The following is a 26,924-nucleotide window of genomic DNA, read 5'->3' on the forward strand; positions in this document are numbered from 1 at the left end:
TAGCAAATACTGTAACCCCGTTTCTCAATCTCTACAAATGCAATCAAATTATTTAACGTAAGTTTCATGAATCGTTCCCACAGAAAGTGCACCAAGAACCATGATAACCCCAGCCAAGAGGAACATGTGGACTTGTGATCCACCCAACAATGGGAAGAGGGCAAAACTCAAAAGCGAAGCAACGATTTGTGGCAAACAAATTGAACCGTTGAATAATCCAAGGTAGGTTCCCATGTGCTTACCAGACAAGGCGTTCGTCACAATGGTCAGTGGGTAAGTGTTCATTCCGGCCCAGGCAATCCCAACCAGAACGTAGGAACCAATCAAAGTCCATTGGTCATGGATAAAGAAGACGGAGATGAATCCAACGGCACCAAGTAGCAAACTACCAGCATAGCCAACCTTGTGGTACTTGTTTGGCACCTTGGCCAAAACGTAAGACCAAATAACCGCAGCAATTGACTGAACAGCAGCTAACACCCCGTACCAGTTACCAGCTGCTTGGTAGCCGGCACTAGTTGCGTTTGTAGTGTGCCAAACGTTTTTAGCAATTGCCCCAGCGGAGTAAGTCCAGAGGTATTGGAAAGCAAACCAGCAGAAGAATTGAACTAAGGTAACAGTCCAGAAGGCCTTTGGCGCATGCCGTAAGAGGGTTAACCAATTGCCCCCTTCTTTGTTATCTTCTTCAGAAATTCCGTGATATTTAGCGTAAGTAGCTGGGTCGTATTCGTGAACCCGTAAAATCGTAAATAAACTAGTAACAACTAATAATGCTGCCCCAACGTAAAAGGCAATGATCACTGAATCTGGAACAACACCCTTTTTAGCGGTGTTGGCAACCCCAAACCAGGTTAAGAGGAATGGGAAGATGGCTGCTAAGACCGCCCCGGTGTTCGATAAGAAACTTTGAATCCCATAGGCGTAACTCTTTTGGTCATCATTAACCATATCACCAACCATCATCTTAAATGGCTGCATCGCGACGTTTGAGGACAAGTCCAAAAAGGCAACGGTGATCGCGCCGAACCAAAGGGCCGCTAATGAACCATAGCCGAAGCCAAAGCTTCCTGAATTAGGTAATAATAGCATCACGATAACGGCCACAAGCGTTCCTAACAGCAGGTATGGCAAACGCCGACCACCAAGCTTTGGTGCCCAGGTCCGGTCTGAGTAATAACCAATGATTGGTTGCACAATCAAGCCGGCTAACGGTGGCAAAATAAAGAACCATCCTAAATTATTAGGATCCGCACCAATGGTTTGGAAGATCCGACTCATTTGGGAACTCTGCAAAGTAAATGCGGTTTGTACACCAAGAAAGCCAAAGTTAATCATCCAAATCGTGCTGCTGGAAAGTTTTGGTAATCCAGCCGCTTGAGAATTTTCCTGACTCATAACAAACACTCCTTCAAAAACAACTCGCTTGTGAAAGCGCTTTTACATTACAGCTAATAATATACCAAACACCAAAAATTTATGCAACCGTTTGCACAACTTTTTTGCTAATTTTTTTAACTAGTTTGCAAACTAAAAAAGCGTGACTGCTTATTCATAATGGCTAAACGTCACGCCTGCTAATCAACTAATTAACTTGGTATGGGACATAAACATGGTTCTGGGAGAGATCAAACAGCAATTCCGCAGCCTTGGTACCCAATTTTTGCGGTTGTAAATCAATCACGTTTTGGTCGTTAAAGACCAACTTGATCCATTGACTGTTATTAAAACAGACAATTGGCATCTTGTGTTCGCGTAACTGGCGTGCCGCTGCGAGGTATAAAACATCATCCGCAAATAGTAGACCGTCGACTTCCGGATGCTGATCCAACCATTTTAACAACGGATTGTCGACGCCAACTTTGGCGACCAACGGTTCCAGCTGGTGGTTTGCCATTGCTTCTTCGTACCCCTGCCGACGATCAATTTCAAAGGACCGGTCGGCACTCGATTGGATAAAGGCAGGGTGGTGCGGGTGGTGAATCCGAATCAATTGGTTGGTAGCTGCCTGGCCCACACCCACGTTATCGTTATCGACAAAGCGATCCCCCTCATCGTAAGGGTGACCCACAATTACATATGAACGGTCGTGTTCCCGTAAATATTTCACGACTGGATCAGCTGGTTGCGAATACAGTAAGACAAACTTTTGTACCTTGGCCTGTTCGGCCATTGCGGCCACCTGATTTACCAAGTCTTGCTCACTGGTCCCCATCGCCACCATCATTTCGTAGTCGTGCTGACGGATTGCTTTACCAATTCCCCACATAATTTCAATGTGAAAGGGATTTGCCGGAGCATTATTCCCTGCTTCCGGAATTGGGAACACCACCCCAATAATATTAGATTCCCCCAAGCTTAAATTCTTTGCTGAATAATCTGGCCGATAACCCAACTGCTTTGCAATTGCCTTGATATTATCGCGGGTTTCCTTACTAATGCGCGGATTGTCATTCAATGCACGCGAGGCCGTCGATGTTGAGACTCCCGCTTTCTCCGCAATTGTCCTAATTGTAACCACTAATTTTCCTCCCAAGCTATTGCCAAAAATGAAGGGTTGCAACATTCTCGCAACCCCGCTTTCTTGTATCCATAGATTAAATTTCTGACCGCCGACGCCGCCGAGTTGATTCTTCTCTGTCTCGGGTCTTATAGGCAACGTGGGCGACCAGTCCAAAGTCACCATCCGTTAAAATTGTCGTCCCCCGTCGTCCGGGAATCTTGTGCGGACCACCGGTAACGTAAACATTTGCTAAATAGAGCCGGTACCTGGCATGGGCAGCATGAACATCTGTCAAGCCAACCTTTGTAATGTGACCAACCCGGACCCGTTCCATCTGGTTCAAACCAGCGTAAATTTCCAAACGGTGGCCTAATTCATCGTGCACCAAATCAAAGTATGGTGGGGTTTGATTTTTATTCAGCGCGTTCACTGGTTCGTGAGTTTGGTTATATTCATCAATAATCTGGGTGGAATCCTTGCCATCATAATCAGCCACAAAGATTCCCTGTTCCACTAACTGGTCCACTAGGTGCCGTAAGTTTTGCTGTTCCTCGCCACTAATGCTGACTTCAGCGGCGATCAAGTTGCTATCGGTAAAGTAACCATTGGCCTGGTTATTAATCACGGCCGCCGCCTGTTCCGACCGCGTCTGCGCCCGGTTTTCATTGCTTTGGTCATAACCCGTAATTTTAACTAACCACGGTGACAGAACGTCCAAGCGTGAAGTTCGTTCCAAAAAATAGTACACAGCATTTAAATAGACATAGTAAGTGATGAGAATAACAGCTAAACAGTACAAAAACCCCCGCAGCCAAACGTGGTTGGCTAGCAGTCGGTAAGTGACATAAATCAAGTAGAAATCACCGAGCAGGGCGACAACCGTGTAAATTTTATTTTTTAACTTGGTGTTGATATTAAAGTAACCTAACGAGTGGTTAATCATATCAAGAAAACTAAACATGGGTCACCCTCCTCTTAATTCGTGCTATCAGTGGTCGTAGTACTATTCGTGGTGTTTCCACTGTTAGTGGTTGTTCCACCGTTACTAGTATTACTATCCGTACCGTTATCTGAATTGGATCGTTGGGTCGTCGTTTGCCCAGTCGTAGTCGTATTGCCGTCATCTGTGCGGTCCGTCCCAGATTGACTTTGTCGCGTTGTCGATGAGGAGGATGAGGAGGATGAGGAGGATGAAGTTCGGTCATCCCGATCACGATCATCACTACTTTCATGACTACTATTATCCCGCTGCTGATCAGATGAGGTCCGGCTACTACTTTGTGTGCTGGTCACTTTTGCCCCTTCGTTAGTATGGGTGGTCTTGTTAACAACCACGTTCGTTGCACCTAATGCTAAAACTAAGGACACTAGTGCAAATGGGGTAACAAATGGTGGTGTTTTTAACATATTCAACGCTCCTTTAATACCCAATTATAATCAAATTTACCGATCGTAAAAGTTAAGGATCTCCTAAGATTTGGCGGCCATTTTTCGCTGACATTGGGCACAGTATCCATAGAGTTCAAAACTATGACCAGTAATTTTTGCTCCCGGCAATTGTTGCTGATATTCAGCGTAATCAAAATGGGGCATCGTAATCTCTTGCACGCGGCCACAATTTTGACAAATAAAGTGGTGATGATGGTGTTGGTCACACTCTAATTTAACCATCAAGCCATTTTCTCCTGGACGCATTTCCACTAATTTGAGGTCCTTAAATTCCTTGAGATTTCGGTAGATAGTGTTATGGCTCATTTTCGGATATTGTTGACGCATTTGGTGGTCAATTTCCGTAATATCTAAATAACGGTCCAAGGATGAATTTAAAATATGCAAAAGGGACTGCCGCTGTTTAGTCCAACGCAGACCGGCCGCCTTCAATAATCGCTTTGCTCGTAAGTCAATGTCATCCATCGCTATTTACCTCACTAAACTAACGTTTAAAAATCTGGTCGAGGTGGGCAATCGTCTCCTGCCATTTATCATTCACAATTACGTGCGCCTTCCCTTTTAATTCCCGGGGAAGGGCTAAATCACGCTCGTACTCATCGCTATTTAGCCGCGATTTAATTGCCGTTTGGCAGTCACCACGCTCCTTCAACCGCTGGGCCAATTTTTGAAAGTGGGACACCGTTAAAAAAATCACTTCAGCACGGTCGCCCAGCTTTTCTTTATAGGTAATAGCCCCCTTGGTATCCAGAACAATCACGTCATCTTGGTGATTCTGCCACCCCTTTTGCAGTCCCTCTAATGAGGATCCATACAGGTGGTGGTCATACTCCACCTTCTCTAAAAGATGGAGCTTCTTCATCGTCGCCGGTTGCTCAAAATAATAATCAACTCCGTTTTGTTCATCACTGCGCGGTGGCCTGGTTGTATGGGTGATCACTTTACATAAATGATATTTCTGTTGTAAGTAACGAGCCACCGTTGTCTTCCCAGACCCGGTCGCTCCGGTGATTACAAATACCTTTCCTGTTTTCATTAGTCAACCTGATTTACTAAGTGGGCGTGCGCTTTATCCAACAATTCCTTTAAATTGTTGTAGGTGAGCCGTTGACGAGCCTGATCATAATTAAACCAGCCCGCATTTTTGATTTCCGCGGCTTGTAAATGGAGGTCGTGAGTGTCTGGTAACTGCGCTGTATATAGCGTCATCTGTTTATGATTACCATTAGGAAGGTCATATTCGGTGTAAACATTAAAACTGGTATCAATGGGCAGATCCAATGACGTTTCTTCCTTAATTTCACGATGGGCGGTTTCGGCTAATGATTCTTCCCCCTCAACATGGCCTTTGGGGAAGCCCCAAAAGTTCCCTTGATTGGTGCTTTCCAATAATAGGTACTGAAGCTCATTGTTTTTAATTCGATAAACAACCGCACCCGCAGTAACTTCAATTGCCATTTCGAACACTCCTTTAATCAATTTTTAATTGACTTTTAATATTAATGGAACTTATTATAGATCTAATGTAGAAATTATATTATAGAACATTATAGCAAAGGTGGTTAGTGATTATGCATTTAAAGATTTTCAGAAAGGAAAGTCTTTCAAATTACTTAGGAGCCGACCAGCACTTCGTTAAATCGCTCTCCGCTTTCGATTTAATGACGATGGGTGTTGGGATGGTCATTGGGACCGGGATTTTTATCCTGCCGGGAACCGTGGCCGCCAATGATGCTGGTCCTGGAGTCATCCTATCATTCCTGTTTGCCGCCATCGTCTGTGGTTTAGCGGCCATGTGTTATGCTGAATTTGCCTCTGCCTTACCAGTCGCCGGGAGTGCCTATTCCTACGGGAATATCATCTACGGTGAATTTATCGGGTGGATCCTTGGCTGGGCCCTCGTGCTCGAATACATGCTCGCGGTTGCCTCCGTTTCCACTGGTTGGGCAGCCTACTTCAACTCCCTGTTGGCTAGTTTTGGGATCCACATTCCCAAAGCGATTTCAGGACCGTTTGACCCCGCCCATGGGACCTATTTTAACCTGGTCGCAGTATTAATCTTATTAGTCGTTAGTTGGATCCTCTCGCACGGGATGCAATCTTCCAAGCGAATCAATAATGCGATGGTGGTTTTAAAGATTGTGATTATTCTCCTCTTTATTGGGGTCGGGCTCTTCTTTATTAAACCCGCTAACTACCGACCATTCATGCCATACCACCTCTCCGGGGTCATGCGTGGTGCCACGACCGTCTTCTTTGCTTTCCTTGGTTTTGATGCGGTTTCTAGTTCTGCCGCCGAAGTTAAAAACGTCAAGCGGAACATGCCAATTGGAATTATCGGCACGTTACTCATTGCGGCCGTCCTGTACATGGGCGTCTCCGCCGTTTTAGTCGGGATGGTTCACTACACCAAATTGGACGTTGCCAACCCCGTTTCCTACGCTCTGCAAGTCGTGAACCAGGGTTGGTTAGCTGATACCTTAGCCATTGGGGCCTTAATCGGGATGTTTACCATGATGATTAGTACCATTTTTGCGAGCTCCCGGTTAGTCTACTCACTTGGCCGTGACGGCTTGTTACCAAAAAGATTGAGTAAGTTGAATGAAGCCAAAGGAGAAACTCCAGAAAATGCGCTGGGGTTTGTCACCATCATTATTTGTATCATGGGTGGCTTCGTTTCCCTTGATGAATTAACCAGTTTGGTTAACATTGGGACTTTATTAGCCTTCACCCTTGTCTCATTCGGGATTATTCCCCTGCGCCACCGTTCAGACATCGAAAACCGCGGTGGTTTCCAGGTGCCACTTTATCCAGTCTTGCCAATCATTTCTGGGGTCGCCTGCGTTTGGATGATCTTACAACTTGGTAAGACGACCTTTATTGGTGCCGGAATTTGGTTCATCATCGGGATCATCATTTACTTCAGCTATGGTTACCGTCACAGTACGATTGCAACAAAAGATTAATCATGTACCAAACAAAACTACCAGGTCAACTGGTAGTTTTTTGTGTTTCGGACCGTTTTCCGTGTCATAATAAGGATAATTATATTTGTGAGGTGCTATCGAAAATGAAAAATAATCAATTCGCAATTCAATCGACCGACCACCAAACGCGGGTGACAGAGCTTCAGAGAATCCACCTGCTCCATCCCGATGAAGTAGCCAGTCTAAGTCCAACTGAATTATGGGCTAAATTACTGGTGCGGATTCACGTTGCTGACCACACTGAAGCGTTGGACCGTGAATGGCTCAACAGCCTGCTGGCAACACCTGACCAATCCATTTTGCAATGGTTAGCCAGCCACCAACCACTGACGAACAACGTCTTTTACCTAGTCGCCTTACAATTACTGCAATTCGAACCGGCCCTGGATTTCTCCCTCGACGCCCCACTGGACGGCATGCAAAAAATCCAACTGCCACTAGAAACTCATGATCAATGGGACACCACTGCCGTTATTGATTCGTTCTACCTCCTGTTAAATACCAGAACCAAGCTCGGTCAAAACCTGATTGACCGGCTCACCAGTCAAGGAATGCTAACTTGGACGTACGCGTTACCAGCCAAGCAAAAGCCCCTCTTCTTTAATGGTAAGCCACTGGCCAGTTTTGATCCGAACCGGTTCATCCGCGAAGTGGTTTACGTCGAAACAGACATGGACACCGACTACGATGGTAAAGCTGACTTGGTAAAAGTCGAAATCATGCGGCCGGCAGAAAGTAACGATGGACTGAAGGTTCCCGCTGTTTTCACGGCGAGTCCTTATAACCAGGGGACAAACGACAAGTGGGGCGAAGAAATCACCCATAACGTGAACGTGCCATTAACCCACAAAGCCAGCGATTACCAAGCCCCGAACGAACCGACTTTCCCAATTGAATTCACTAAGCAAACTGTCCATGGTGAAAGCCACCAAGCGGCCGAGAGCTTTAGTACGACGCCAGCCTATACTCTCAACACCTACCTGAGTGTTCGTGGCTACGCGATCGTCTACGCCTCTGGAATCGGGACCAAGGATTCTGATGGTCTCCAAACCTGTGGTTCTCCTGAACAAACGGCTTCCATGAAGGCCGTCGTTGAATGGCTCCACGATGACCGCCGCGCATTTACCGACCGGACCAGCGGAATCACGATTAGTGCAGATTGGTGTAACGGTAACGTCGGGATGACGGGTCGTTCATACCTGGGAACCCTCGCCACCGCGGTCGCTACCACGGGTGTGGCCGGATTAAAGGCCATCATTAGCGAAGCCGCCATTTCGAATTGGTATGACTACTACCGGGAAAATGGGTTAGTCATGGCCCCGGGTGGTTTCCAGGGGGAAGACGCTGACGTTTTAGCAGCCGAAACCTTTAGTCGGACCAAATCACCAGCTGACTACCAGCGAATTAAAGCCACCAATGACAAGTACCTGCAAGGCATCGCTGCCGCCCAAGATCGGAAAACAGGGAATTACAACGCCTTTTGGGCTCACCGGAATTATTTACCGAACGTGGACAACATTAAATGTGCCGTAATGATGGTCCATGGTCTTAACGACTGGAACGTCAAACCAGTCAACGTCAAAAACCTCTATGATGCCCTCCAAGGACTCCCCGTTACCAGCAAGTTGATTCTCCATCAGGGACAACATATTTACATCAACGCCTTCCGGTCACTAGATTTCTCCGAAATGGCGAACTTGTGGTTTGCCAACAAATTATGGGAACTAGATAACCACGCTGACGACTTGCTCCCCGATGTCCTGGTTCAAGATAACGTCCATGCCGAAACTTGGCACACCACGACCAATTGGTCAGGCAACCAGTCCACCACGTTCAACCTGACAGCCAACGGTTTGACTACCGCTACGACACCAACCACAGCAGCCGTCACATTTGATGACCATCAAGAACCAGCAACTTATCAGGACTGGTGTCAACATCCTGATAAATGGGCCCAAGCCTTACTAAATGACCAAGATGGTCAGTTCAGTGCCCACTTCGTTGGAGCCCCGGTAAAAGAAAAGTGGGTCCTCCGTGGAACACCAATGTTGAGGGTCCGGATTGCTAGTTCCGTTGACCACGGCCTTCTTAGTGCCCGCCTGGTGGACCGTGGCGACGCCAAGCGGCTGACAACCACTCCAGTCATTTTAGCCAAGGATGGTCTCGAGTTGGCCTACCACTTTGGCAAGGATGACCTCCGTGAATTTGAACTGCAAAAACAAGTGACCCCAGCGAAGGTCATCTCGTTTGGGCATATCAACCTCCAAAACCGTCGTGATGCTTCCAGTGTTGACGATTTGGCGGCCGGCCAATTTGTCGACGTTGAATTACCACTACAACCCGTTTTCCATACCCTGACGACTGGCCATCAATTGGAATTGGTCCTCTACGCAACCGACTACGAAATGACGCTGCGCGGCAACGAAAAGATTCAATACCAAATTGACCCCCAACATTGTGAATTGATCATCCCTAACAATTAGTTGCCCAGCGCCAAAGTTAATTCTCCCCAACGAATTGTTTTTAAGAAGAAAATGAGTTAACATTTATCATATTCTAATGACTGACGAGAGGGAGAATTTGATTATGAAGCAAGGGACAAAAATTTTAACGCTGGATAATGGCTACCACCTCTGGACCAACACCCAGGGGGAAGGCACGATCCACCTGTTAGCTTTGCACGGTGGCCCCGGTGGAAACCACGAATACTGGGAAGATACCGCTGAACAACTCAAGAAACAAGGGTTGGACGTCCAAGTCCACATGTACGACCAACTGGGTTCTTTATACTCCGACCAGCCCGATTTTGCTGACCCAGAAATTGCCAAAAAGTATCTGACCTACGAGTACTTCTTAGATGAAGTTGAAGAAGTCCGGCAAAAATTAGGGTTGGATAATTTCTACCTGATTGGCCAAAGTTGGGGTGGTCTCCTCGTTCAAGAGTACGCCGTCAAGTACGGCCAACACTTGAAAGGGGCCATCATCTCCTCGATGGTCGATGATGTCGATGACTACGTTGAACACGTCAATCAAGTGCGTGAAGAGGTCCTCCCAGCAGAAGAAGTCGCCTTCATGAAGGAATGTGAAAACAACGGTAACTGGGATAACGAGCGTTACCAAGCCGACGTCCAAGTCCTGAACGAAAACTTCGTGGACCGGAAACAACCATCAAAACTCGAACACGTCAAGAGTCTTGATGGTGACGCCGTTTATCACGCTTTCCAAGGAGATAACGAATTTGTGATCACCGGAAAGCTGGACCAGTGGCACTTTACCGACCAGTTAAAGAACATTAAGGTGCCAACGTTGCTAACTTTTGGGGAGCACGAAACCATGCCCCTGAGTGCGGCCCGGCGAATGGAAAAACTGATTCCAAACGCTAAGTTAGTCACCACCCCGAATGGTGGTCACCATCACATGCTGGATAATCCAGATGTCTACTACAAGCACCTGGCAGACTTCATTCGTGAAGTGGAGGCTGGGACATTTAACAAGTAAATTTAAAGGGTACCCAAGGGGTGCCCTTTTGGTTTGGTTTAAAAAAGCGTAGAATGTGAGGTAAAGATTAAGCGGGGAGGAATTCTCATGGCACAATTACATAACTTTATTTTTGATATCGATGGAACCTTAATTAATACCATCGACATGTACATGCCGGCAATGTTCGAAACTCTTAAAAAACACGGCTATACCTATACCCCAGAAGAAATTGACCACCTCAACAAGGTGGGCTTCGGGATTACCGCTGACGATGCTCTCAGATTAGGTAATGTCAAAGAAGCCGATATTCGACCGATTCAAACCGAATGGTTCCAGCTGGCTTATACCCGTCAAGACCAGGTCACCGTTTTTCCAGGAATCAAAGAAATGTTAGATGACTTGTCCCGCCGTCCAGAGACGGAGCTGGCCGTGGCAACTTCCAAATTAAATTACGAATACCAAAATTTCCGAAAGCGTTATTACTTTGCTGACCTCTTCAACGTCGCTATCACGGCTGAAGATACAACCAAGCATAAACCAGATCCGGACCCAATTTTGGCCGCTGTCAAAGCCATGAATGCTGACCCGGCTAGCACGGTCTACGTTGGCGATACCGTCAACGACCTTCAAGCGGCCCATGCTGCCGGAGTGAAATTTGCTGCCGCATTGTATGGTTCTGCAAATCCAGAAGCCATTCAAGAAGGGGCGGATATTTTATTGCACACCCCAACGGACCTCGAACATTATTAATGTCTCCCTGTAAAGCAATGGGGTTGTGACATAATCCCTGAAAGATAGCTGTATCACGAACAGCGCAGTACAACAATAGGGCTCCAGCATCCGGTAAAACCGAATGCTGGAGCCCTATTGTTTTCTTTTTAATGTTCACTGACGAGGTGATAAGCTTCATCAGTGTTGTCAAAATCAAATTCAAACCGGCTTTGGTCAGTTTCAACATAAATCCTATCGTACGTTGGTTGATAACCATGCTTAGTTAACTTCACGGCAACCTGACCGTCTTCAGTCACTTCAACATAGTATTCATTAAATTCACCCTGTTGATACTTAAAGTCTTGACCATTATCTTGGTAATGCTGGTAGGAACCACATTCACCAAAGAGCCGGAAGGTCATCACCTTGTCAGGTTCGTCACTCACGTGCATGACCTTATTGCCCCATGGTAAAATGGTGTTCTTCTTCACGAAGAATGGTAACTTATCAATTGGTGCATCTGCCATGATATACTGCTTGCCTGAATATTCAGCATGGTTCCAGAAGTCAACCCAATCACCAGCTGGCAGGTAGACTAACCGTTTGGTGGCCCCTTGGTTAACAATTGGCGCTAATAAGAGGTTCGTTCCAACCATGTATTCATCATTCAGGTTCCGTGTTTCCGGATCCTCTGGGTAGTTCAAGACCAATGGCCGCATTACTGGCAAACCTGATTCCGTTTCGTGACGGAATTGATCGTACAGATATGGGATAAACCGGTACCGTAAATTCAAGTACTTCCGGTAAATATCCAACGTTTGCTTATCAAAGGCCCATGGTTCTTGATACCGTGAACCCAAGATGGAGTGGTTCCGGAACAATGGCACCATCAGTGAAGCTTCGATCCACCGGGTCAACAGTTCTGGGGTAGTGTCTTCTTGGAAGCCCCCAATGTCGGTACCCGCAAAGGCAAAGCCACTCATCCCGAGGCCATTTAATTGTGGAATGGCTAATTGTAGGTGAGACCAAACGGCAGTGTTGTCACCAGTCCAAACGGTGGAATACTTTTGGGTCCCGGCATAAGCGGCCCGGGTAATGATATATGGCCGTTTACCAGTGGCTGCCTTCATTCCTTCATACGTTGCTTGGGCTTGCAGGTGGCCAAAGACATTGTGCATCTTAGCATGGGTACTAATGTTGACACCATCATGGAAGACTAAGTCATCTGGTAATTGACCCTTGGCACGGAAGTTCGCTGGTTCGTCCATGTCGTTCCAAACACCGCAGGCCCCCATATCAGCAAAGAACTTAACGTGCTTGGCCCACCATTGCCGTACGTCCGGATTACCAAAGTCTGGAAAGACTGAATCACCGGGCCAGACGGAGCCAACGTAGACACTACCATCTGGATTAGTAACGAAGTAGCCTTTCTCCATTCCTTCTTTGTAGATATCGTACTTGTCATCGACCTTCACACCGGCATCCAGGATTGGCATGAGACGGATTCCCCGCTTCCGCATCTTTTGTACGAAGGCCTTTGGATTCTCATACTTTGTCGTATCCCAGGTAAAGTCACGGTAGCCGTACATATAATCAATGTCTAGGTGAATAACATCGATTGGCAGGTTATGTTCAGCAAAGCCATCCGCAATGCTTTCGACCCGGTGGTCACTGGTACTGTAGCCCCACCGTGATTGTTGGTAACCCAGCATCCACTTTTGTGGTAATGGGACCACCCCAGTTAAGTAGGTGTAGTTTGAAACAACGTCCTTGAGTGTATGACCACCCATGATGTAATAATCAATGTTGCCACCCACTGCAGAGTAGTAATAATAATTGTCGCTTTCTTTACCGAGGTCAAAGTGACTCTTGTAGGTATCATCGAAGAAGAGCCCGTATGGGTGACCATTCTTCAACCCATACATAACCGGAATGGACTTGTAGAGATGGGTTTCAGATTCGTTGTGGAGAACTGGAACATCACTATTCCAATTGTCATATTCATAGCCCCGTTTGTTAAGGAACCCGGTCTTACCGCCCAAACCATAGAAAACTTCGTCCTTGGCTAAGGATTTGATAATTTCAAAGTTAACGTTATCTGGGTTGGCTTTGGCGTGAACCGCATGTCCTTCTGACATAACGGTCTTGCGGTGTTCATCATCCATATCAGTGGGAAGTGGTTCCCGCTTGCCACGGTAGTCCAACACGAGTGGATGTCCGTCGCCATCAAACACGTCAATTTTCTCGTCGTCATAGGCCTTCACAATCAAGGAACCGGTGCGAATTTCAACATGGTCTCCCTGATTTTCAACGGTATAATTAGTCTTCCGCTTTTTGTCCCCTTCCACGGCATAGGAATTGGTTGGACAACCATGATCTTGGAAGACTTCGATAATTTCATTTGTTAAAATGTTCAAGATTAAGTCTTTACCACCAGCGTAATTCAACGTCACACGTTGATCATTATCCTGATAGTCGGTTAATTGATTACTCATAAGCTAGAAACTTCCTTTCAAATGACCTGAAGTTTAATGTAATCCGTTTACAGTGAATACTGTAGCACATTACGTAAACGTTTACAATAGTTATTTCTCAACAATGTAAACGTTTCCTAACTCATGATTTGGGAGTATAATAGTAATAATGTAAATTTCACAAGGAAGCGATCAAATGAAAGCTACAATTAAAGATGTCGCGAAGGCGGCTCACGTCTCCACAGCGACAGTTTCCCGAGTCCTCGCCCACAAAAAGGGAACCTACCGGAGTGAAACAGCCGAACACGTGCGTAAAATTGCCAACGAATTGGGCTACCACCGGAACCTTTCGGCGGCGGAACTTGCCTCGAATGAAGTTAAAACCATTGCAATCATCATTAACAACACGAAAACCAACTTCTGGCAAGCAGTGTTGGACGGCATTCAAGAGGAACTCAAAGCGAACCATCGGCATTCCATCATTTTTTATGCCGGTGATAATGATGAACAAATGCTGACGAACGCCATTAATGATGCCTTGGCACGCGCTGTTTCTGGAATTTTGCTGGTTGCTACCAAAGCCACCCCTGACCAGCTCGCAACCCTCAACAATTCTGGGCTGCCCTTCCGGTTTGTTTCAATTTATGGTAGCGATGATCACGAGACAAAGTTTATTAGCTCGGACAATATTAAAATCGGCGAATTAGCCACCCAGTACTTAATCGACCGTGGCCACCGCCGCATTGGCTTGCTCGGCATCGATAAGTCGAATACGGGGAAACAGCGGCTTCTGGGCTACGAAAAGGTGATGTCGAAGGCCAACTTAATCGTGGACCCAGACTGGATTCAATACGGTGACTATAGCTTTGAAAATGCCCAAAAACTTTTTAAACGGGTGCGCAACCTGGGTCTGACCGCCATCATTGCTGCCAGTGACATGGCAGCTGCGGGGATTATTAAGGCGGCGCGCCAGTATGACTTTAAATTACCAGAGGACCTCTCCATCATCAGCATTGATGGTACCTTTATTTGTGACATTACCGCTCCCCAACTCACCAGCGTTTCCCAAGCCTTTCACGAAATGGGCAAACAAAGTGTTACCAATTTAATGGAGAACGCTCCTGCAGAATTTCTGCCCGTCCACATTGTCGAACGCGAAAGCGTCCAAAAAACTCCTGCTGGATAGACTTGATCTTGTGGTAGAATGGTCCCTGTATTATTAAAGGGAGCGCAAAATTATGAAATTTTTAAAAAAGTTCATTGGACTGACGATTCTTTCAGTGATGGTCTTTTTGACCCTGGGTGGTGCACTACACAACACCAAGGCCGCCACGATTGATTATCGAAAGCCCTCCGAAAACAAGCCATACCCGGATGTCCAAAAGAATCCCGGAATGTGGATCCACGTTAATTTAAAGAAACAACGGGTCTACCTAATGAGTAGCAAAAACAAGGTCCTCTACACAATGTACTGTTCTTCTGGCGCCCACAACGCCACTCCAACCGGAACCTATTACATTGAAGACCTCCGTGGTGAGACCTTCTATAATCAAGAAGAAAAGGCCGGGGCCAATTATTATGTTGCTTGGAAAGGGAACGATTTCCTCTTCCACTCCGTACCAATCAACAGCAAGGGGCAATACGACAAAAAGCAAGCTTCGTACCTCGGTAAAAAGCCAATGTCCCACGGTTGCATCCGGCTATCCGTTCCGGATGCTAAATGGATGTACAAAAACATTCCAACGGGCACCAAAGTTGTCATTTCTAAAAGTTAACTAATATCAAGGGGGTGTGACTGAACAGTCACGCCCCCTTTGCGTTGCTTTCCCGGCCCGCTCCTTACTATAATTAATTTAAAGCAAAGGAGGATGATTAAGATGCAATATTTAGTAACTGGTGCTAGTGGCCACTTAGGCCAGAAAGTGGTCCGTTACCTCCGCCATAACATTAGCGATGGCGAAGTTCACGCTGGCGTCCATAATATGGCTAAAGCTAACTTATTTACTGGCCTCGACGTGGTCGTCAACCACCTGGATTATTTTGATCAATCCTCAATTGACCAAGCCATGACGGGGATTGATGTCTTGATTTATATTCCCAGCATTACTTATGACTTAACCAAGCGGATCCAAGAATTCGAAAATGTTTTAGCAGGTGCACAGCGGCACCACGTGGAAAACTTCATTTTCGTAAGTTTCTTTGCTGACCAGGTCAACAACCCCTTCCAAATGGCGCCCTTCTACGCATATGTTCCTAGGCGACTTGCCGGAAGTGGGATCGCTTATGCGTACGTCCGTAACTCGCTTTACGCTGATCCATTAGTTTCCTACCTGCCAGAACTCATTGAACGGGGTCACCTGATCTACCCGGTTGGTGACCAACCGTTAAGCTTCATTAGTCGTGACGATAGTGCTAAAGCAATTGCTAGTCTGGCGGTTCAACCAGCGTTACGGGGTCGTGGCCAAAGTTATTTATTAACCATGTCCCACAATTACAATATGGTTGAATTAGCAAAAATCATGAGCGATGTCAGTGACCAACCAATTACTTACCGGCCAGTAACGGTCGAGCAATTTGCCCGGATTTACCGTGACGATGGTGGCGCAGAACTAGCTTCCATGTACGCCGCTGGTGGTCAGGGTCTTTTAAAGGGCATTAGCGATGACTTCCACCGTTTGACTGGCGAAGCTCCTGAAAACATGGAAGAGTTCTTATATCATCACTATCAAAAATAAAAATCGGGCTTGAAAGCCCGATTTTTTACTTGTTCTGCTTACCAAACAGGGCCGCCATCTTGGCCGCTACTTCTGGATCAATATTGTCCGCCAGTGTTTCGTGATTAGCCCGTTGGTCTTCCTGAGCGTCCTTAATGACGTTCTTCAAATGATCAATCACGGCCTGCTCACCAGTTTGAATCAGATTAATATCAATTCGTCCACCAGCGGCATCGGCGTGACCACCACCACGGAAATAGCGCTCAGCAAACTTAGCCACATCAATTTTACCATTACTCCGCAACGATAAACTGGTGGGACTAATCACCATTGCTGCTTCGACCTCTGGATGATCCTGCAACAATTGATGGGCAATCTCAGATTTATAGTCATCCGCGTAAACGAAGCCCCACTGGTGCCCATCCAGTTCATCAATCAACACATCTTTGAGATGATGATGAAGGTAGTTAGCCCGCCGATCATTGAGCGTTTGAATCAGTAGTTGGTTGTGATGGCGGTATTCTTGCCACCCCTGCCGGTAAACCTCTTGAATAAAGTCAGTAGAGTGATCGAGTGGGTAGAACCAGAAGAGCTGGTCAAGTTCATCCGCCCCCTGCTTTTCTTCTGCAGAGAGGGTGGGGTCGTTTTGCCAATCCCAAGTATCATAAGCCCGAATCAGTTCTACCGTCTGGGCCAATTGCCCTTGCTGAATAGCTGGGAGGCGATTAAACTTTTCCTGCTGTTGCACCCACTGCCAGGCCAGACTGGTAGCACTTTCGTTTCGCTCTCCTGCACTGCTAACAGTATTGGCAGCATACTTAGCGCGTTGTGCAGCCTCACTTTCGTGGTGATCAAAAACCAGCCAGTGGTTTGCAAAGTGCTGGTTTAACTGTTCAAAGGTATGTTCACTATCCGGGGTCATGTCCATGATATATAAATCAGTATAGGAGCCCAGATCAGCATGCGTGAACCAGTAATCTAGTTCGGCATCGATTTTTCCGGCGCCAATGTTGGTAATATCATAGCTAACTTCAGGAAACAGGGTTGGTTGGACAACCTGCAGTAAGAATGGTGCCCCAAAACCATCTAGATCATTGTGTGAAAAAATTTTAATTTGTTGCGTTGCCATTACAAAACGTCCTTTATTGAATTTATTAACTACTAGTATAGCAAAAAGCTCCCCACCACTTCATCACTAAGAGATCTTAAGAAATCACAAAGCTTATTTGAAAGACTTGTTTAGATAAATGGCAACTATTACTATTAGCACCGGTAAATAGAGAAGGAGAATGCTTGATGATGAACGCTTTGAAAAAATTTTCTCACTGGCCAGTAACCATTCTAATGTTGGCCATTGGTACCGCATTATTAATCTTCACCAGTACCAACGAGCGTTATTATCGTAATCCGGTGGCCAAAATCGAACAAACCACCATTACACAACATCAGTCACTTCACGATGAATTCAACAATACTGATCAACAAATTCAGCAAAAGATCCGTGCTCGAATCCTTAATGGACGTTATAAGAATCATCAAATTATCCTTAATAATGCCTACACAAAATCTCAGGGCATGAGTCACCGTTATTCAAGAGGACAATTACTCATCCTCAATCCCATTACTCAGCAACAAGGAAGGCTCAGCTCTAGTATTGTTGGGTTGAAGCGGGACCGGTTAATTACGATGTTATTGTGGCTGGTCATGACGATTCTTGTCCTTTCAATGCAGCGGGCCGGTTGGTTGGCTTTATTGGGGGTTCTCATCAATACCGGCTTTTTAATCATCATGATTAAAGTTAATAACCTCTTGAACGGTAATCAAATTTTACTGATTGCCAGCCTTGCTGCCACCATTTTTACCCTAGTCAGTCTCACCCTAATTTTAGGAACCTCCAAAAAGATGTTAGCAACCCTCATTGCAACCCTTGGTGGCACCCTTTTATCCGTCATCGTCGGGGTGGTGGTATTAAAGGTCACTAATAATAAAGGCGTCCTCTTTGAAACACTAGACTATGCCACTCAGCAGCCCATTCCCCTGTTCATTGCGGAAACCATTTTGGGGTCACTGGGAGCTGTCATGGATGAGGCTAGTGACATTATGGCGACCCTCTATGAACTGAAAAGTGTTGATTCAAAGATCACGCAAGCCCAATTATTTAAATCTGGAATTAAGGTTGGTGAAGCCATTATGGGACCATTAATTAACGTTTTATTTCTGATCTTTATCGCCGACACGATCACCATGAGCCTCCTCTACCTCCGGAATGGTAATAGCTGGGGATACACTTTTAGCATGAACATGGGGCTTGGAATGGTACAAAGCTTAATTAGTGGCATTGGTATTTTACTAACCATTCCACTCACCAGTTGCTGTGGTGCTTACCTACTGGGTCAACGGAGGGATAATCAATGAGTACAATTTCTGTTTTATCAACCATCTTGTTAATCCTGATGTTATTAATCGGTCACAAGCATGGTTGGCAGGCTTTCCTTGGCTTAGTGATTAATTTTGTTTTACTTTTTATCGGCATCGCCCTCATGGCATTTCAAATTCCTCCCGTCATCGTTCTAATTGTTGTCGGTACTAGTATCCTCGCAGTAACAATTTTTACCGGCAACGATGATCTCGCCGTAACCACCACCTCTTTTTGGTCGTCATTAATTGTCCTAGTCATCCTCAGCGGTTTGATTGTCCTGGTTAATTACCACGCAATGATCCAAGGATTTAGTAACGAACAAAGTGACGAGGTCGCCGGTTTTTCGGTGCAAATTGGCATTAGCTTCTTACAAATTGCGACCGTCTCGATGATTTTCAGTTCCCTTGGTGCAATTGCGGAGGCCTCGATCGCCGTTGCCACAGGTTTAGAAGAAGTTCTAGAACACCAACAATTAAGCACTACCCAATTTCTCCTTAGTGGGTTCCACATTGGACAACAAATTATTGGGACGACTCTCAATACCCTTTTCTTTGGCCTTTTTGGTAGTTCATTAGCACTATTTATTTGGTTTTCACAACTCAATTATTCGTTGGAACAAATTATCAATAACCAAATTTTAGGTCAAGCACTCATTGAGTTATTAATGTCATTTTTAGGCGTGTTGTTAATTGTTCCCGTCACCACGCTGGTTCTAAAGCATCGTCAACTCGATAAGCAAAATCAACAATAAAAACCAAGCCTGTCAAGATGGATTACATCCATTCTGACGGGCTTGGTTTAACTAAGCAGCAATTTATTAGTTGGCCTTGTGAGCGGCAACCCCTTCATGAATTTGGTGAACGCAGATCGCACCAATAATCAGAGAGATCCCGGCAATCAACATCATTGTTGGTTGACTCTTGCCCGTCATTGGGAAGATGACAAAGCTTAAGATTGAAGCAACAATTTGTGGTAAACAAATTCCGATGTTAAAGAGCCCAATGTAGGCCCCTTCGTTTTCACCGTTGAGTGAGGAGGTCAACAGCGTAAATGGAATGGTGTGAATGGTGAAGTAAGAGATCCCAAAGAGGATGAACGCAACCACCGTTAATGCGATGTTGTGAACTAGCGCAACCATGATCAACCCAATTCCACCAAGGGTCAAGCCCAAAACATACCATTGCTTCCGGGCGTTGGCCTTAGACTTGGAGTACAGGAAGCCCCAACAAATTCCGGCAACACTCAAGACAGCGGTCAAAACCCCGTACCAGTTACCAGCGGCCTGGAAACCAGCGCTAGTTGGGTTCGTCGTGCCCCAAACATTCTTGGCCAAGGTCCCAGTCGTGTAGGTCCAAACGTACATAACCCCAACCCAGCTAAAGAATTGAACCAGGCAAATTTCGTAAAAGGCCTTTGGAGCGGTCTTTAACAAGTGCCAGAGGGAAACAGACTTCTTGTTTGCAGCAGGATCAATGCCATGATACTTCGCATAAGTAGCAGGATCGTATTCCTTAACGTTGAAGACGGTCCACATACTCGTAATGAGAAGCACAGCAGCGGCCACGATGTAGGCCCAAATAACGGTGTTTGGTACGACACCCTTTTTGGCGGTGTTGTGCATCCCAAATGCGGTAAAGATGAATGGCAGCAAGGAGGCTAAGATACCACCAGTGTTAAAGAAGATTTGTTGCCAGGACCAAGCAAAGTTCTTTTGCTTGTTGTTAACCATGTCACCAACGATCATCCGGAATGGCTGCATACAAATGTTGTTGAACAGGTCCATGAAACAAACGGCAAAGGCCGCAAAGATCATGGCGGCTAATGAACCATAACCAAAGCCAAATGAACCGGAGAATGGTAACATCAACAGAACTAATGCGGCAATTGGTGCCCCAAACAGTAAGTAAGGCATCCGCCGGCCAAACCGGTTCCAGGTCCGGTCAGAATACTTACCAATCAGTGGTTGGACAATCATCCCCATCAATGGTGGGAAAATGAAGAAGAACCCTAACGTATTCGGGTTGGCACCAATTGATTGGAAGATTCGACTCATTTGGGAACTTTGGAGCGAAAAGCCCATGTTGATTCCTAAGAAACCGAAAGTAATCGCAAAGATCACCCGTTTTGAGAGGTCAGGCAAGCCAGCATCCAGATCAACCCGGGCCTTTTTCGCCGGCTGGTCCTGATGGACTTGGTGACCATTATGTGTCATATCCATAATTACACTCCCTATTGAAACTGACAGCAGAAATAAAGGAAAGTAATGAATAATTGCAAACAAAGCAGTATTCTTTATTTCTGTAGACAACTATCTTGCGTAAGCGTTTACATTAACTACAATTCTCATACTAACACCTTTTGACCAATTTGCAATAGTTTTTAAGAAAACGTTTACATTTTCTCTCAAAAAAACGTCCCGGTCACCCGGAACGTCAATCAATTGTTCTTACAATTGCTTTTTTAAACTAAGCTTTTCAACATTAAGGACCTTATCAAACCAACCGTTGGTAAAGCTTGCTTCGTGGCTAACCAGAATCAGGTTCCCCGGAAATTGCTGCAGGGCCTTTTTTAAACCTTCCTTGGTTTCGTCATCGAGGTGGTTGGTTGGTTCGTCCATCACCAAGAAGTTACTTGGCGTTAATTCCAAAATTGCTAACTTTACCTTCGTCTGCTCACCACCAGAAAGCAGGTGCAGCGGTTTTTGCGTATTGGCTGCATTAATTCCCGCCCGGGCGAGCCGTTGGCGGATCGTCTTCGGCATCATGGTTGGAAACAAGTTCTGGATGGTTTGCAATGGCGTCAGCTGCGGATCGTCCCATTCCAAATCCTGGTCAAAATAATTCACGATCGCCGAGGGCGAAAATTCCGCATGCCCCGCTAACGCAGGAATTTTCCCCAGAATGGATTTGATCAAGGTTGATTTTCCAACCCCGTTAAAGCCAGTAAACAGCAGTTTTTCACCCATGGTCATCGAAAAGGTCACTGGCTTTAGTAAGGGATGCCCATACCCAACAGATAAATTGGTGACCCGGAGGGCGTTTGCGGAACCCGTATTTTCATACGGAAATTTGAAACTGGCCTGGAGGTTATCCGATGGCGGATCAATCCGGTCCATTCGCGCCAACATTTTTTCCCGGGATTTGGCCAGATTCGACTTGGAACCCGCCTTATTTTTCCGGATAAACCGTTGGGCCTTTTCAATTGCTTCTTGTTGCTTTTCGTACTCGCGTTGCTGAGTTTCCTTTCGTTCTTCCTTTTGGCGCATCGCCTGTTGGAAGCTTCCCCGGTACTTAGTAATTTTGCCAAAGGCGACGTCGACGATTGAATTCGTCACCTGTTCCAAAAAATCATAATCATGGGAAATGATCATTGCCGCGCCATCAAAACCATTCAAGTAGTCGATTAGCCACTCGATGTGGGCCGTATCCAAGTAATTAGTCGGTTCATCAAGCAAAATCACGTCGGGGTTTTCCAAGAGCATCTTGGCCAAAATGATTTTGGAACGTTGACCACCACTCATTTCCGATACCACATGATCTTTGCCAATTTCGTTCAAACCCAGGCCTGACATCACCCGCTCAATTTCGGTTTCGATTTCGTAAAAATGATTGGCATCCAGCTTTTCTTGCAACCGTCCAGCCTTCGTCAATAACTCATCGTCCATTGCGGTTGCATATTCAGCATACAACTGGTTCATCTGCTCGTTGGTATCGTAAAGGTCCTGAAAAGCAGTGTGTAAAAATTCGATCAGGGTCATGCCGTGAGGAATATCAACGTACTGGTCAAGGTAGCCGATTTTCGTATTTTTTTGCCACTTGATTTGGCCTGCCACCGGTAATTCCTTGCCGATCAGGATCTTAATCAAGGTCGATTTACCGGCACCATTTTGTCCGACAACTCCCATGTGTTCGCCCTTTTCTAGCTGAAAATTAGCATCATCATAAAGTTTTTTGTCGGCAAAACTCATGGTCAGTCCGGTCACATCTAACACTGCCACGTAGTTCATCCCCCGTTCAATTTACTCAAATACAGATAATCATACCAATTTATCCGATAGAAAACAACAAAAAAGTTTAAAAAGTGCTAAGATAGAGATAGTAATATTTAACGAATTATAAATAACGAGACAAACTGGAGGGATTATCGTGAGCATGTTAATTATTAATGGTAGTCCACGAAAAAATGGTGCCGTACGAGCGATTACTGATCAATTCAGCACCGGTGCACAGGAGGCCGGACAGGAGGTCACCCAATTTGACGTGGGGGTCAATCCCCTCCCCATGTTGAGTGTTGATCAGGAAAATAATTTTCAATTAACAGATCAACGATTGGACCAGTTAAAACAAGCAATGTCACTGGCTGATACCATTGTCTTCACAACGCCCCTCTACCTGTTTGGCATGTCAGCGCAAATGAAAACCGTCGTTGATTATATGCAGTTTTGGGATCACGAACTCCGGCAAGAAAAAACCGGGGTCCTGATCGCAGTTTCGACCACGGACAATTTTGACCACGTCAAATCAGAATTCAAAGAAATTTTTGATGAATTTGGCTGGCGGTTTGGCGGTCAAGTCTTGGCCGGGAAGGTAACGGGGCCGGACCACCTCCGCTTTTATCCGCAGGTGGCCTATGAACTAGGAAAATCTTTGTAAAGGGTTGACACTAAATTAAACTTCGGTTAGTATAATCGCAGATAAATTAAAAAACGATTAGAAAAGATGAGTAGTTACCGATTTCTCGTCCAGAGAGTCACCATGGGGCTGAAAGGTGATCCTGAAATGGTTAACGAAGATGGTCTTGAAAGCAATCTAGTTGGCAAGCAGTGAAGCTGTCAGTCAGCTACGGCCTAGCAACCGTTACAAACGTTTCAACTTTCCTGTTGGTGAGTTGGTTAAGGGTATCTACCGGATACTGAAGCAGGGTGGTAACACGTTTTCGACGTCCCTGGGAGTGACTATCGTCATTTCCAGGGACGTTTTTTCTTTTCTAATCTGAGGAGGATGTCTTATGAAAAAGCGTCATACAGGGTTAATTAGTCTCATCATCATTACCATTATCGTCATTGGCGGAATCATCGGATTCATCCATCACCGGACTACGACTCAAAATAAGGTTGTCCGGCTCGGCTTGGTGGGAACGGATTCCCAACCAGTGTGGGATAATGTCCGCGCCCGCTTAAAGAAGCAAGGAATCACGATTAAATACGTCACTTTCAACGACTACGTTCAACCAGATGTAGCCCTCAAGGAAGGCAAAATTGACATGCATTCTTGCCTCACCCGTTACTACTTTGATTCCTATAATAAAAAGGAACACGCCCACCTGACTTCCATCGGTAACACCGTCATTTCACCACTGGGCGTCTATTCTAAAAAATATAAGAGTATCAAGGACCTCCCGGACGGGGCGACAATCGCCATTCCAAACGAACCCACCACTCTTGGTCGGGGACTCAACGTCCTTCAATCAGCTGGCTTGATTAAGGTCAAGAAGAGTTCCGGAATTAAACCGTCACTAAATGACATTACAAGTAATCCGAAACATTTGAAATTTAAGGAAGTCGACCCGGCCACCGCTGCCCGTGCATTAAGCTCCGTCGACGCTTCAATTATCAACGGGAACTACGCTGAAGCAGCTAACTTGAACCCGAAGAAGGATTCGATTTACCTCGAACCAGTTAATAAGAAGGCTAAACCATACGTTAACATCATCGCAGTGCAAGCCAAAAACAAGAACAACCCCGTATATAAAAAGGTTGTCGCTGCTTACCAAACCGAAGCAACGAAGAAGGCGATCGAAAAAACCTACAAGGGTTCTGAAATCGCTGCTTGGCCAATCTTCGGTAAAAACTAAAGGAGGAATTGAACATGAATTTAGATACTGCAATTTTCGCTGGTGGTTGTTTCTGGTGCATGGTCGAACCATTTGATACCTACCCAGGGATTGAAAAGGTTGAATCCGGCTACACCGGTGGCCACGTTGCTAATCCCACTTATGAGCAAGTGAAATCTGGCACGACTGGCCATACCGAAGCCGTCAAAATTACCTTTGACCCAGCGAAGATTTCTTACGCGGACCTGGTAGAAATTTACTGGCAACAAACTGACCCGACTGACGCCAGCGGTCAATTTCAGGATCGTGGTGATAATTACCGTCCGGTCATCTTTGTAAAAGACGCCGAACAACGACGAATTGCAGAAGCCTCCAAGAAGCGGCTGCAAGAAAGTGCCCTTTTTACCGACCCAATCGTTACTAAGATTGAGGATGCGCAACCGTTCTACTTGGCCGAAGACTATCACCAGGCTTTCTACAAGAAAAATCCGGAAGCTTATGCGGTGCAAGAAGCTGGCGGCCGGGAACAATTTAAAAAAGAACATTGGCAAAAATAAGCACACAGGCGACCAACGGGATGTTGGTCGCCTGTTTAAATTAATCAGTTTTTTTCTGAAGCAGGTCTTGAACTGCATGCCAAGATAGTGTCGCGCACTTAATTCGGGCAGGAAATTCCGCGACCCTCCCCATGATAGCAGCATCCTGAAGTTGCTTTTGCAATTCCGGTGACACTGCTTTCCCCATGCACAGGTCGAAAAAGGCCTGGATTAGTTGGTCAGCTTCGTCCACGCTTTTCCCATTGAGTACTTCCGTCATCATGCTTGCCGAAGCTTGCGAAATCGAACACCCGCTGCCGTTAAAGCAGAGATTATGAAGGTGGTGATCCTGCAGTTGCAATGCGACATTGATAGTATCACCACAGGTTGGATTATGGAGGGTTAATTCCTGACCATTCGTTGGCAAATTAGCAGCGTAATGGTGGGGAGTTTTAGCATGTTCAAGCACTAAGGTCTGATATAAAAAGCTCAATTTAGCTAATCCCATTAATAAAGAACTCCTTTACTGCGGTCAACGCATTGATGAATTGATCACATTCTGCTTTTGTATTATAAAACGCGAGACTGGCCCGGGCCGTTGCGGTAACACCAAGTGTGCTCATCAACGGTTGAGCGCAATGATGACCAGCACGAACAGCAACGCCGGCCAGGTCGAGCGCAGTTGCCACATCGTGAGGATGGACACCACGGACATTAAAGGCAAACACGCCCGTATGGTGATCCTGGGGACCGTACATGGTCACGTGATCAATTGCCTTGATTTGTGGTAGCAAGTAATTTACCAAGACCCGTTCCTGGTGTTCAATGCTCTCCCAGCCAATCGTTTGGAGGTAGGTAATTGCGGCTCCCAGGCCAACGACCCCACTAATATCTGGGGTTCCCGCTTCAAACCCCAGTGGCGCTTTTTTGAACGTCGTTTGTTCACGGGTGACGGTTTCGACCATCTCTCCACCAAACTGAACTGGGCGAAGCAGGTCATGGAGTTGTTCACGGACGTACAGGACGCCGATCCCGGTTGGCCCATACATTTTATGGCCCGAAAAAGCCACCAAATCGGCATCCCATTCCTGCACATCTAATGGATGATGGCCAACAAATTGAGCAGCGTCCACGACAAACCAGGCATGTGCCGCATGAGCTAATTTACCGAGCTGTTTTACCGGGTTCACCGTGCCTAAAACGTTTGAAGCCGCTGCAACGGCAACAATCTTCGTTTGTGGTGTGATCTGTTCTTGAGCCGATTGAAGATCCAATTCCTGGTGATCATTCAATTCGATATATTTGAGCACCGCTCCGGTACGCTTCGCCACTTCCTGCCATGGTACCAAATTACTATGGTGTTCCATGATCGAAATCACAATTTCATCACCCGGTTGCAGGATTTGGTCACCGAGCCCCCTAGCCACCAAGTTGAGACTTTCGGTCGTTGAGCGGGTAAAAACAATCTCGTCCGCAGAAGCGGCATGGATGAAATTAGCTACTTGCTGCCGAACGCGTTCGTAGTGTTCTGTGGCCCGCTCTGCTAAGGTATGCACACCACGATGCACGTTCGCATTTTCGGTTAAATAATAGTTTCGCATCGCGTCCAACACTGACACAGGAGTTTGTGAAGTCGCCGCATTATCAAAATAAACCAACGGCTCCCCATTCACCCGTTGTTCCAGAATTGGAAAGTCAGCCCGGACTTGTTGAAGATTAATCACGAATTACTGCGCCCCATTCTAATTATTTTTGACGACGATTTTTACGATAACTCCAGACCGTTCCGATAATAAAGCATACGACGACAATGATTACGTAA

At 46.0% G+C, this 26,924-nt stretch carries 25 protein-coding genes; 12 read left to right on the plus strand and 13 right to left on the minus strand.

The window, feature by feature from the left end; all coding sequences use genetic code 11:
* Positions 1–48: 48 nt before the first annotated feature.
* The 7 genes from NFR43_RS01115 to NFR43_RS01145 form a co-directional block, all read right to left on the minus strand.
* Positions 49–1,395: an SLC45 family MFS transporter gene (locus NFR43_RS01115; protein WP_251545625.1), complete on the minus strand. Its 1,347-nt coding sequence runs from the start codon at positions 1,393–1,395 to the stop codon at positions 49–51.
* Positions 1,396–1,582: 187 nt separating this feature from the next.
* Positions 1,583–2,518, minus strand: a complete 936-nt coding sequence (locus NFR43_RS01120; protein ID WP_251545626.1) for a LacI family DNA-binding transcriptional regulator — start codon at positions 2,516–2,518, stop codon at positions 1,583–1,585.
* A 76-nt stretch (positions 2,519–2,594) separates the two neighbouring features.
* Positions 2,595–3,461 carry a DUF6681 family protein gene (locus NFR43_RS01125; RefSeq protein ID WP_251545627.1) on the minus strand — a complete coding sequence of 289 codons (867 nt, stop codon included), beginning with the start codon at positions 3,459–3,461 and terminating at the stop codon, positions 2,595–2,597.
* Between the two features lie 14 nt (positions 3,462–3,475).
* The gene (locus NFR43_RS01130; RefSeq protein WP_251545628.1) at positions 3,476–3,907 is read right to left on the minus strand and encodes a hypothetical protein; all 432 of its coding nucleotides are present in this window, start codon (positions 3,905–3,907) and stop codon (positions 3,476–3,478) included.
* A gap of 63 nt (positions 3,908–3,970) precedes the next feature.
* Complete coding sequence (locus NFR43_RS01135; RefSeq protein WP_251545629.1) at positions 3,971–4,414, minus strand: Fur family transcriptional regulator; 444 nt, start codon at positions 4,412–4,414, stop codon at positions 3,971–3,973.
* A 19-nt stretch (positions 4,415–4,433) separates the two neighbouring features.
* A complete protein-coding gene (locus NFR43_RS01140) occupies positions 4,434–4,985 on the minus strand; it encodes a guanylate kinase (RefSeq protein WP_251545630.1) in 552 nt (183 codons plus the stop codon).
* Positions 4,985–5,407 carry a bis(5'-nucleosyl)-tetraphosphatase gene (locus NFR43_RS01145; protein WP_251545632.1) on the minus strand — a complete coding sequence of 141 codons (423 nt, stop codon included), beginning with the start codon at positions 5,405–5,407 and terminating at the stop codon, positions 4,985–4,987. Before NFR43_RS01145 ends, NFR43_RS01140 begins: the two co-directional genes overlap by 1 nt.
* Positions 5,408–5,520: 113 nt before the next feature.
* Between NFR43_RS01145 and NFR43_RS01150 the strand changes: the two genes are divergently transcribed.
* The 4 genes from NFR43_RS01150 to NFR43_RS01165 all read left to right on the plus strand — a co-directional run bounded on the left by NFR43_RS01150 (position 5,521) and on the right by NFR43_RS01165 (position 11,166).
* Entirely contained in the window at positions 5,521–6,915 is a 1,395-nt protein-coding gene (locus tag NFR43_RS01150; RefSeq protein WP_251545634.1) for an APC family permease, read from the plus strand.
* Positions 6,916–7,019: 104 nt separating this feature from the next.
* Positions 7,020–9,419 (plus strand): Xaa-Pro dipeptidyl-peptidase, encoded by a 2,400-nt coding sequence (locus NFR43_RS01155; RefSeq protein ID WP_251545636.1) that lies wholly within the window; start codon positions 7,020–7,022, stop codon positions 9,417–9,419.
* A gap of 103 nt (positions 9,420–9,522) precedes the next feature.
* Positions 9,523–10,434: a proline-specific peptidase family protein gene (locus NFR43_RS01160; protein WP_251545638.1), complete on the plus strand. Its 912-nt coding sequence runs from the start codon at positions 9,523–9,525 to the stop codon at positions 10,432–10,434.
* An 87-nt stretch (positions 10,435–10,521) separates the two neighbouring features.
* Positions 10,522–11,166 (plus strand): HAD family hydrolase, encoded by a 645-nt coding sequence (locus tag NFR43_RS01165; protein WP_251545640.1) that lies wholly within the window; start codon positions 10,522–10,524, stop codon positions 11,164–11,166.
* A 128-nt stretch (positions 11,167–11,294) separates the two neighbouring features.
* Here NFR43_RS01165 and NFR43_RS01170 read toward each other — a convergent pair whose 3' ends face one another.
* Positions 11,295–13,622, minus strand: a complete 2,328-nt coding sequence (locus tag NFR43_RS01170) for a glycoside hydrolase family 31 protein (RefSeq protein ID WP_251545642.1) — start codon at positions 13,620–13,622, stop codon at positions 11,295–11,297.
* A gap of 175 nt (positions 13,623–13,797) precedes the next feature.
* Between NFR43_RS01170 and NFR43_RS01175 the strand changes: the two genes are divergently transcribed.
* The 3 genes from NFR43_RS01175 to NFR43_RS01185 all read left to right on the plus strand — a co-directional run bounded on the left by NFR43_RS01175 (position 13,798) and on the right by NFR43_RS01185 (position 16,336).
* A complete protein-coding gene (locus tag NFR43_RS01175; RefSeq protein WP_251545644.1) occupies positions 13,798–14,787 on the plus strand; it encodes a LacI family DNA-binding transcriptional regulator in 990 nt (329 codons plus the stop codon).
* Between the two features lie 97 nt (positions 14,788–14,884).
* A complete protein-coding gene (locus NFR43_RS01180; RefSeq protein WP_407658124.1) occupies positions 14,885–15,376 on the plus strand; it encodes a L,D-transpeptidase in 492 nt (163 codons plus the stop codon).
* A gap of 102 nt (positions 15,377–15,478) precedes the next feature.
* Positions 15,479–16,336 (plus strand): NmrA family NAD(P)-binding protein, encoded by an 858-nt coding sequence (locus tag NFR43_RS01185; RefSeq protein WP_251545648.1) that lies wholly within the window; start codon positions 15,479–15,481, stop codon positions 16,334–16,336.
* A 25-nt stretch (positions 16,337–16,361) separates the two neighbouring features.
* Here NFR43_RS01185 and NFR43_RS01190 read toward each other — a convergent pair whose 3' ends face one another.
* Positions 16,362–17,444: a DHHA1 domain-containing protein gene (locus NFR43_RS01190; RefSeq protein WP_251545650.1), complete on the minus strand. Its 1,083-nt coding sequence runs from the start codon at positions 17,442–17,444 to the stop codon at positions 16,362–16,364.
* Between the two features lie 167 nt (positions 17,445–17,611).
* On the opposite strand from NFR43_RS01190, the gene NFR43_RS01195 reads away from it, so the two are divergent.
* Both NFR43_RS01195 and NFR43_RS01200 read left to right on the plus strand, forming a co-directional pair.
* Complete coding sequence (locus NFR43_RS01195; protein ID WP_251545652.1) at positions 17,612–18,730, plus strand: YibE/F family protein; 1,119 nt, start codon at positions 17,612–17,614, stop codon at positions 18,728–18,730.
* Positions 18,727–19,485, plus strand: coding sequence for a YibE/F family protein (locus NFR43_RS01200; RefSeq protein WP_251545654.1), 759 nt, complete (start codon positions 18,727–18,729; stop codon positions 19,483–19,485). Before NFR43_RS01195 ends, NFR43_RS01200 begins: the two co-directional genes overlap by 4 nt.
* Before the next feature lie 66 nt (positions 19,486–19,551).
* Here the strand turns inward: NFR43_RS01200 and NFR43_RS01205 are convergent, their stop codons facing one another.
* Together NFR43_RS01205 and NFR43_RS01210 are read right to left on the minus strand one after the other, a co-directional pair.
* Entirely contained in the window at positions 19,552–20,952 is a 1,401-nt protein-coding gene (locus NFR43_RS01205; RefSeq protein ID WP_407658115.1) for an SLC45 family MFS transporter, read from the minus strand.
* Positions 20,953–21,180: 228 nt separating this feature from the next.
* Positions 21,181–22,731, minus strand: coding sequence for an ABC-F family ATP-binding cassette domain-containing protein (locus tag NFR43_RS01210; RefSeq protein ID WP_251545656.1), 1,551 nt, complete (start codon positions 22,729–22,731; stop codon positions 21,181–21,183).
* Positions 22,732–22,885: 154 nt separating this feature from the next.
* On the opposite strand from NFR43_RS01210, the gene NFR43_RS01215 reads away from it, so the two are divergent.
* The 3 genes from NFR43_RS01215 (at position 22,886) to msrA (ending at position 25,123) form a co-directional block, all read left to right on the plus strand.
* Positions 22,886–23,386 (plus strand): flavodoxin family protein, encoded by a 501-nt coding sequence (locus tag NFR43_RS01215; protein WP_251546190.1) that lies wholly within the window; start codon positions 22,886–22,888, stop codon positions 23,384–23,386.
* A 355-nt stretch (positions 23,387–23,741) separates the two neighbouring features.
* A complete protein-coding gene (locus NFR43_RS01220) occupies positions 23,742–24,587 on the plus strand; it encodes a MetQ/NlpA family ABC transporter substrate-binding protein (RefSeq protein ID WP_251545658.1) in 846 nt (281 codons plus the stop codon).
* Between the two features lie 14 nt (positions 24,588–24,601).
* Positions 24,602–25,123 (plus strand): peptide-methionine (S)-S-oxide reductase MsrA, encoded by a 522-nt coding sequence (msrA, locus tag NFR43_RS01225; RefSeq protein ID WP_251545660.1) that lies wholly within the window; start codon positions 24,602–24,604, stop codon positions 25,121–25,123.
* A 40-nt stretch (positions 25,124–25,163) separates the two neighbouring features.
* On the opposite strand, the gene sufU is transcribed toward msrA, so the two are convergent.
* Positions 25,164–25,610, minus strand: a complete 447-nt coding sequence (gene sufU, locus NFR43_RS01230; protein WP_251545663.1) for a Fe-S cluster assembly sulfur transfer protein SufU — start codon at positions 25,608–25,610, stop codon at positions 25,164–25,166.
* Positions 25,597–26,826, minus strand: coding sequence for an aminotransferase class V-fold PLP-dependent enzyme (locus tag NFR43_RS01235; RefSeq protein WP_275087082.1), 1,230 nt, complete (start codon positions 26,824–26,826; stop codon positions 25,597–25,599). Before NFR43_RS01235 ends, sufU begins: the two co-directional genes overlap by 14 nt.
* Between the last annotated feature and the right edge of the window lie 98 nt (positions 26,827–26,924).

It is taken from the genome of Limosilactobacillus caecicola (genome assembly GCF_943192935.1).
GTDB classification, from domain to species: Bacteria; Bacillota; Bacilli; order Lactobacillales; family Lactobacillaceae; genus Limosilactobacillus; species Limosilactobacillus caecicola.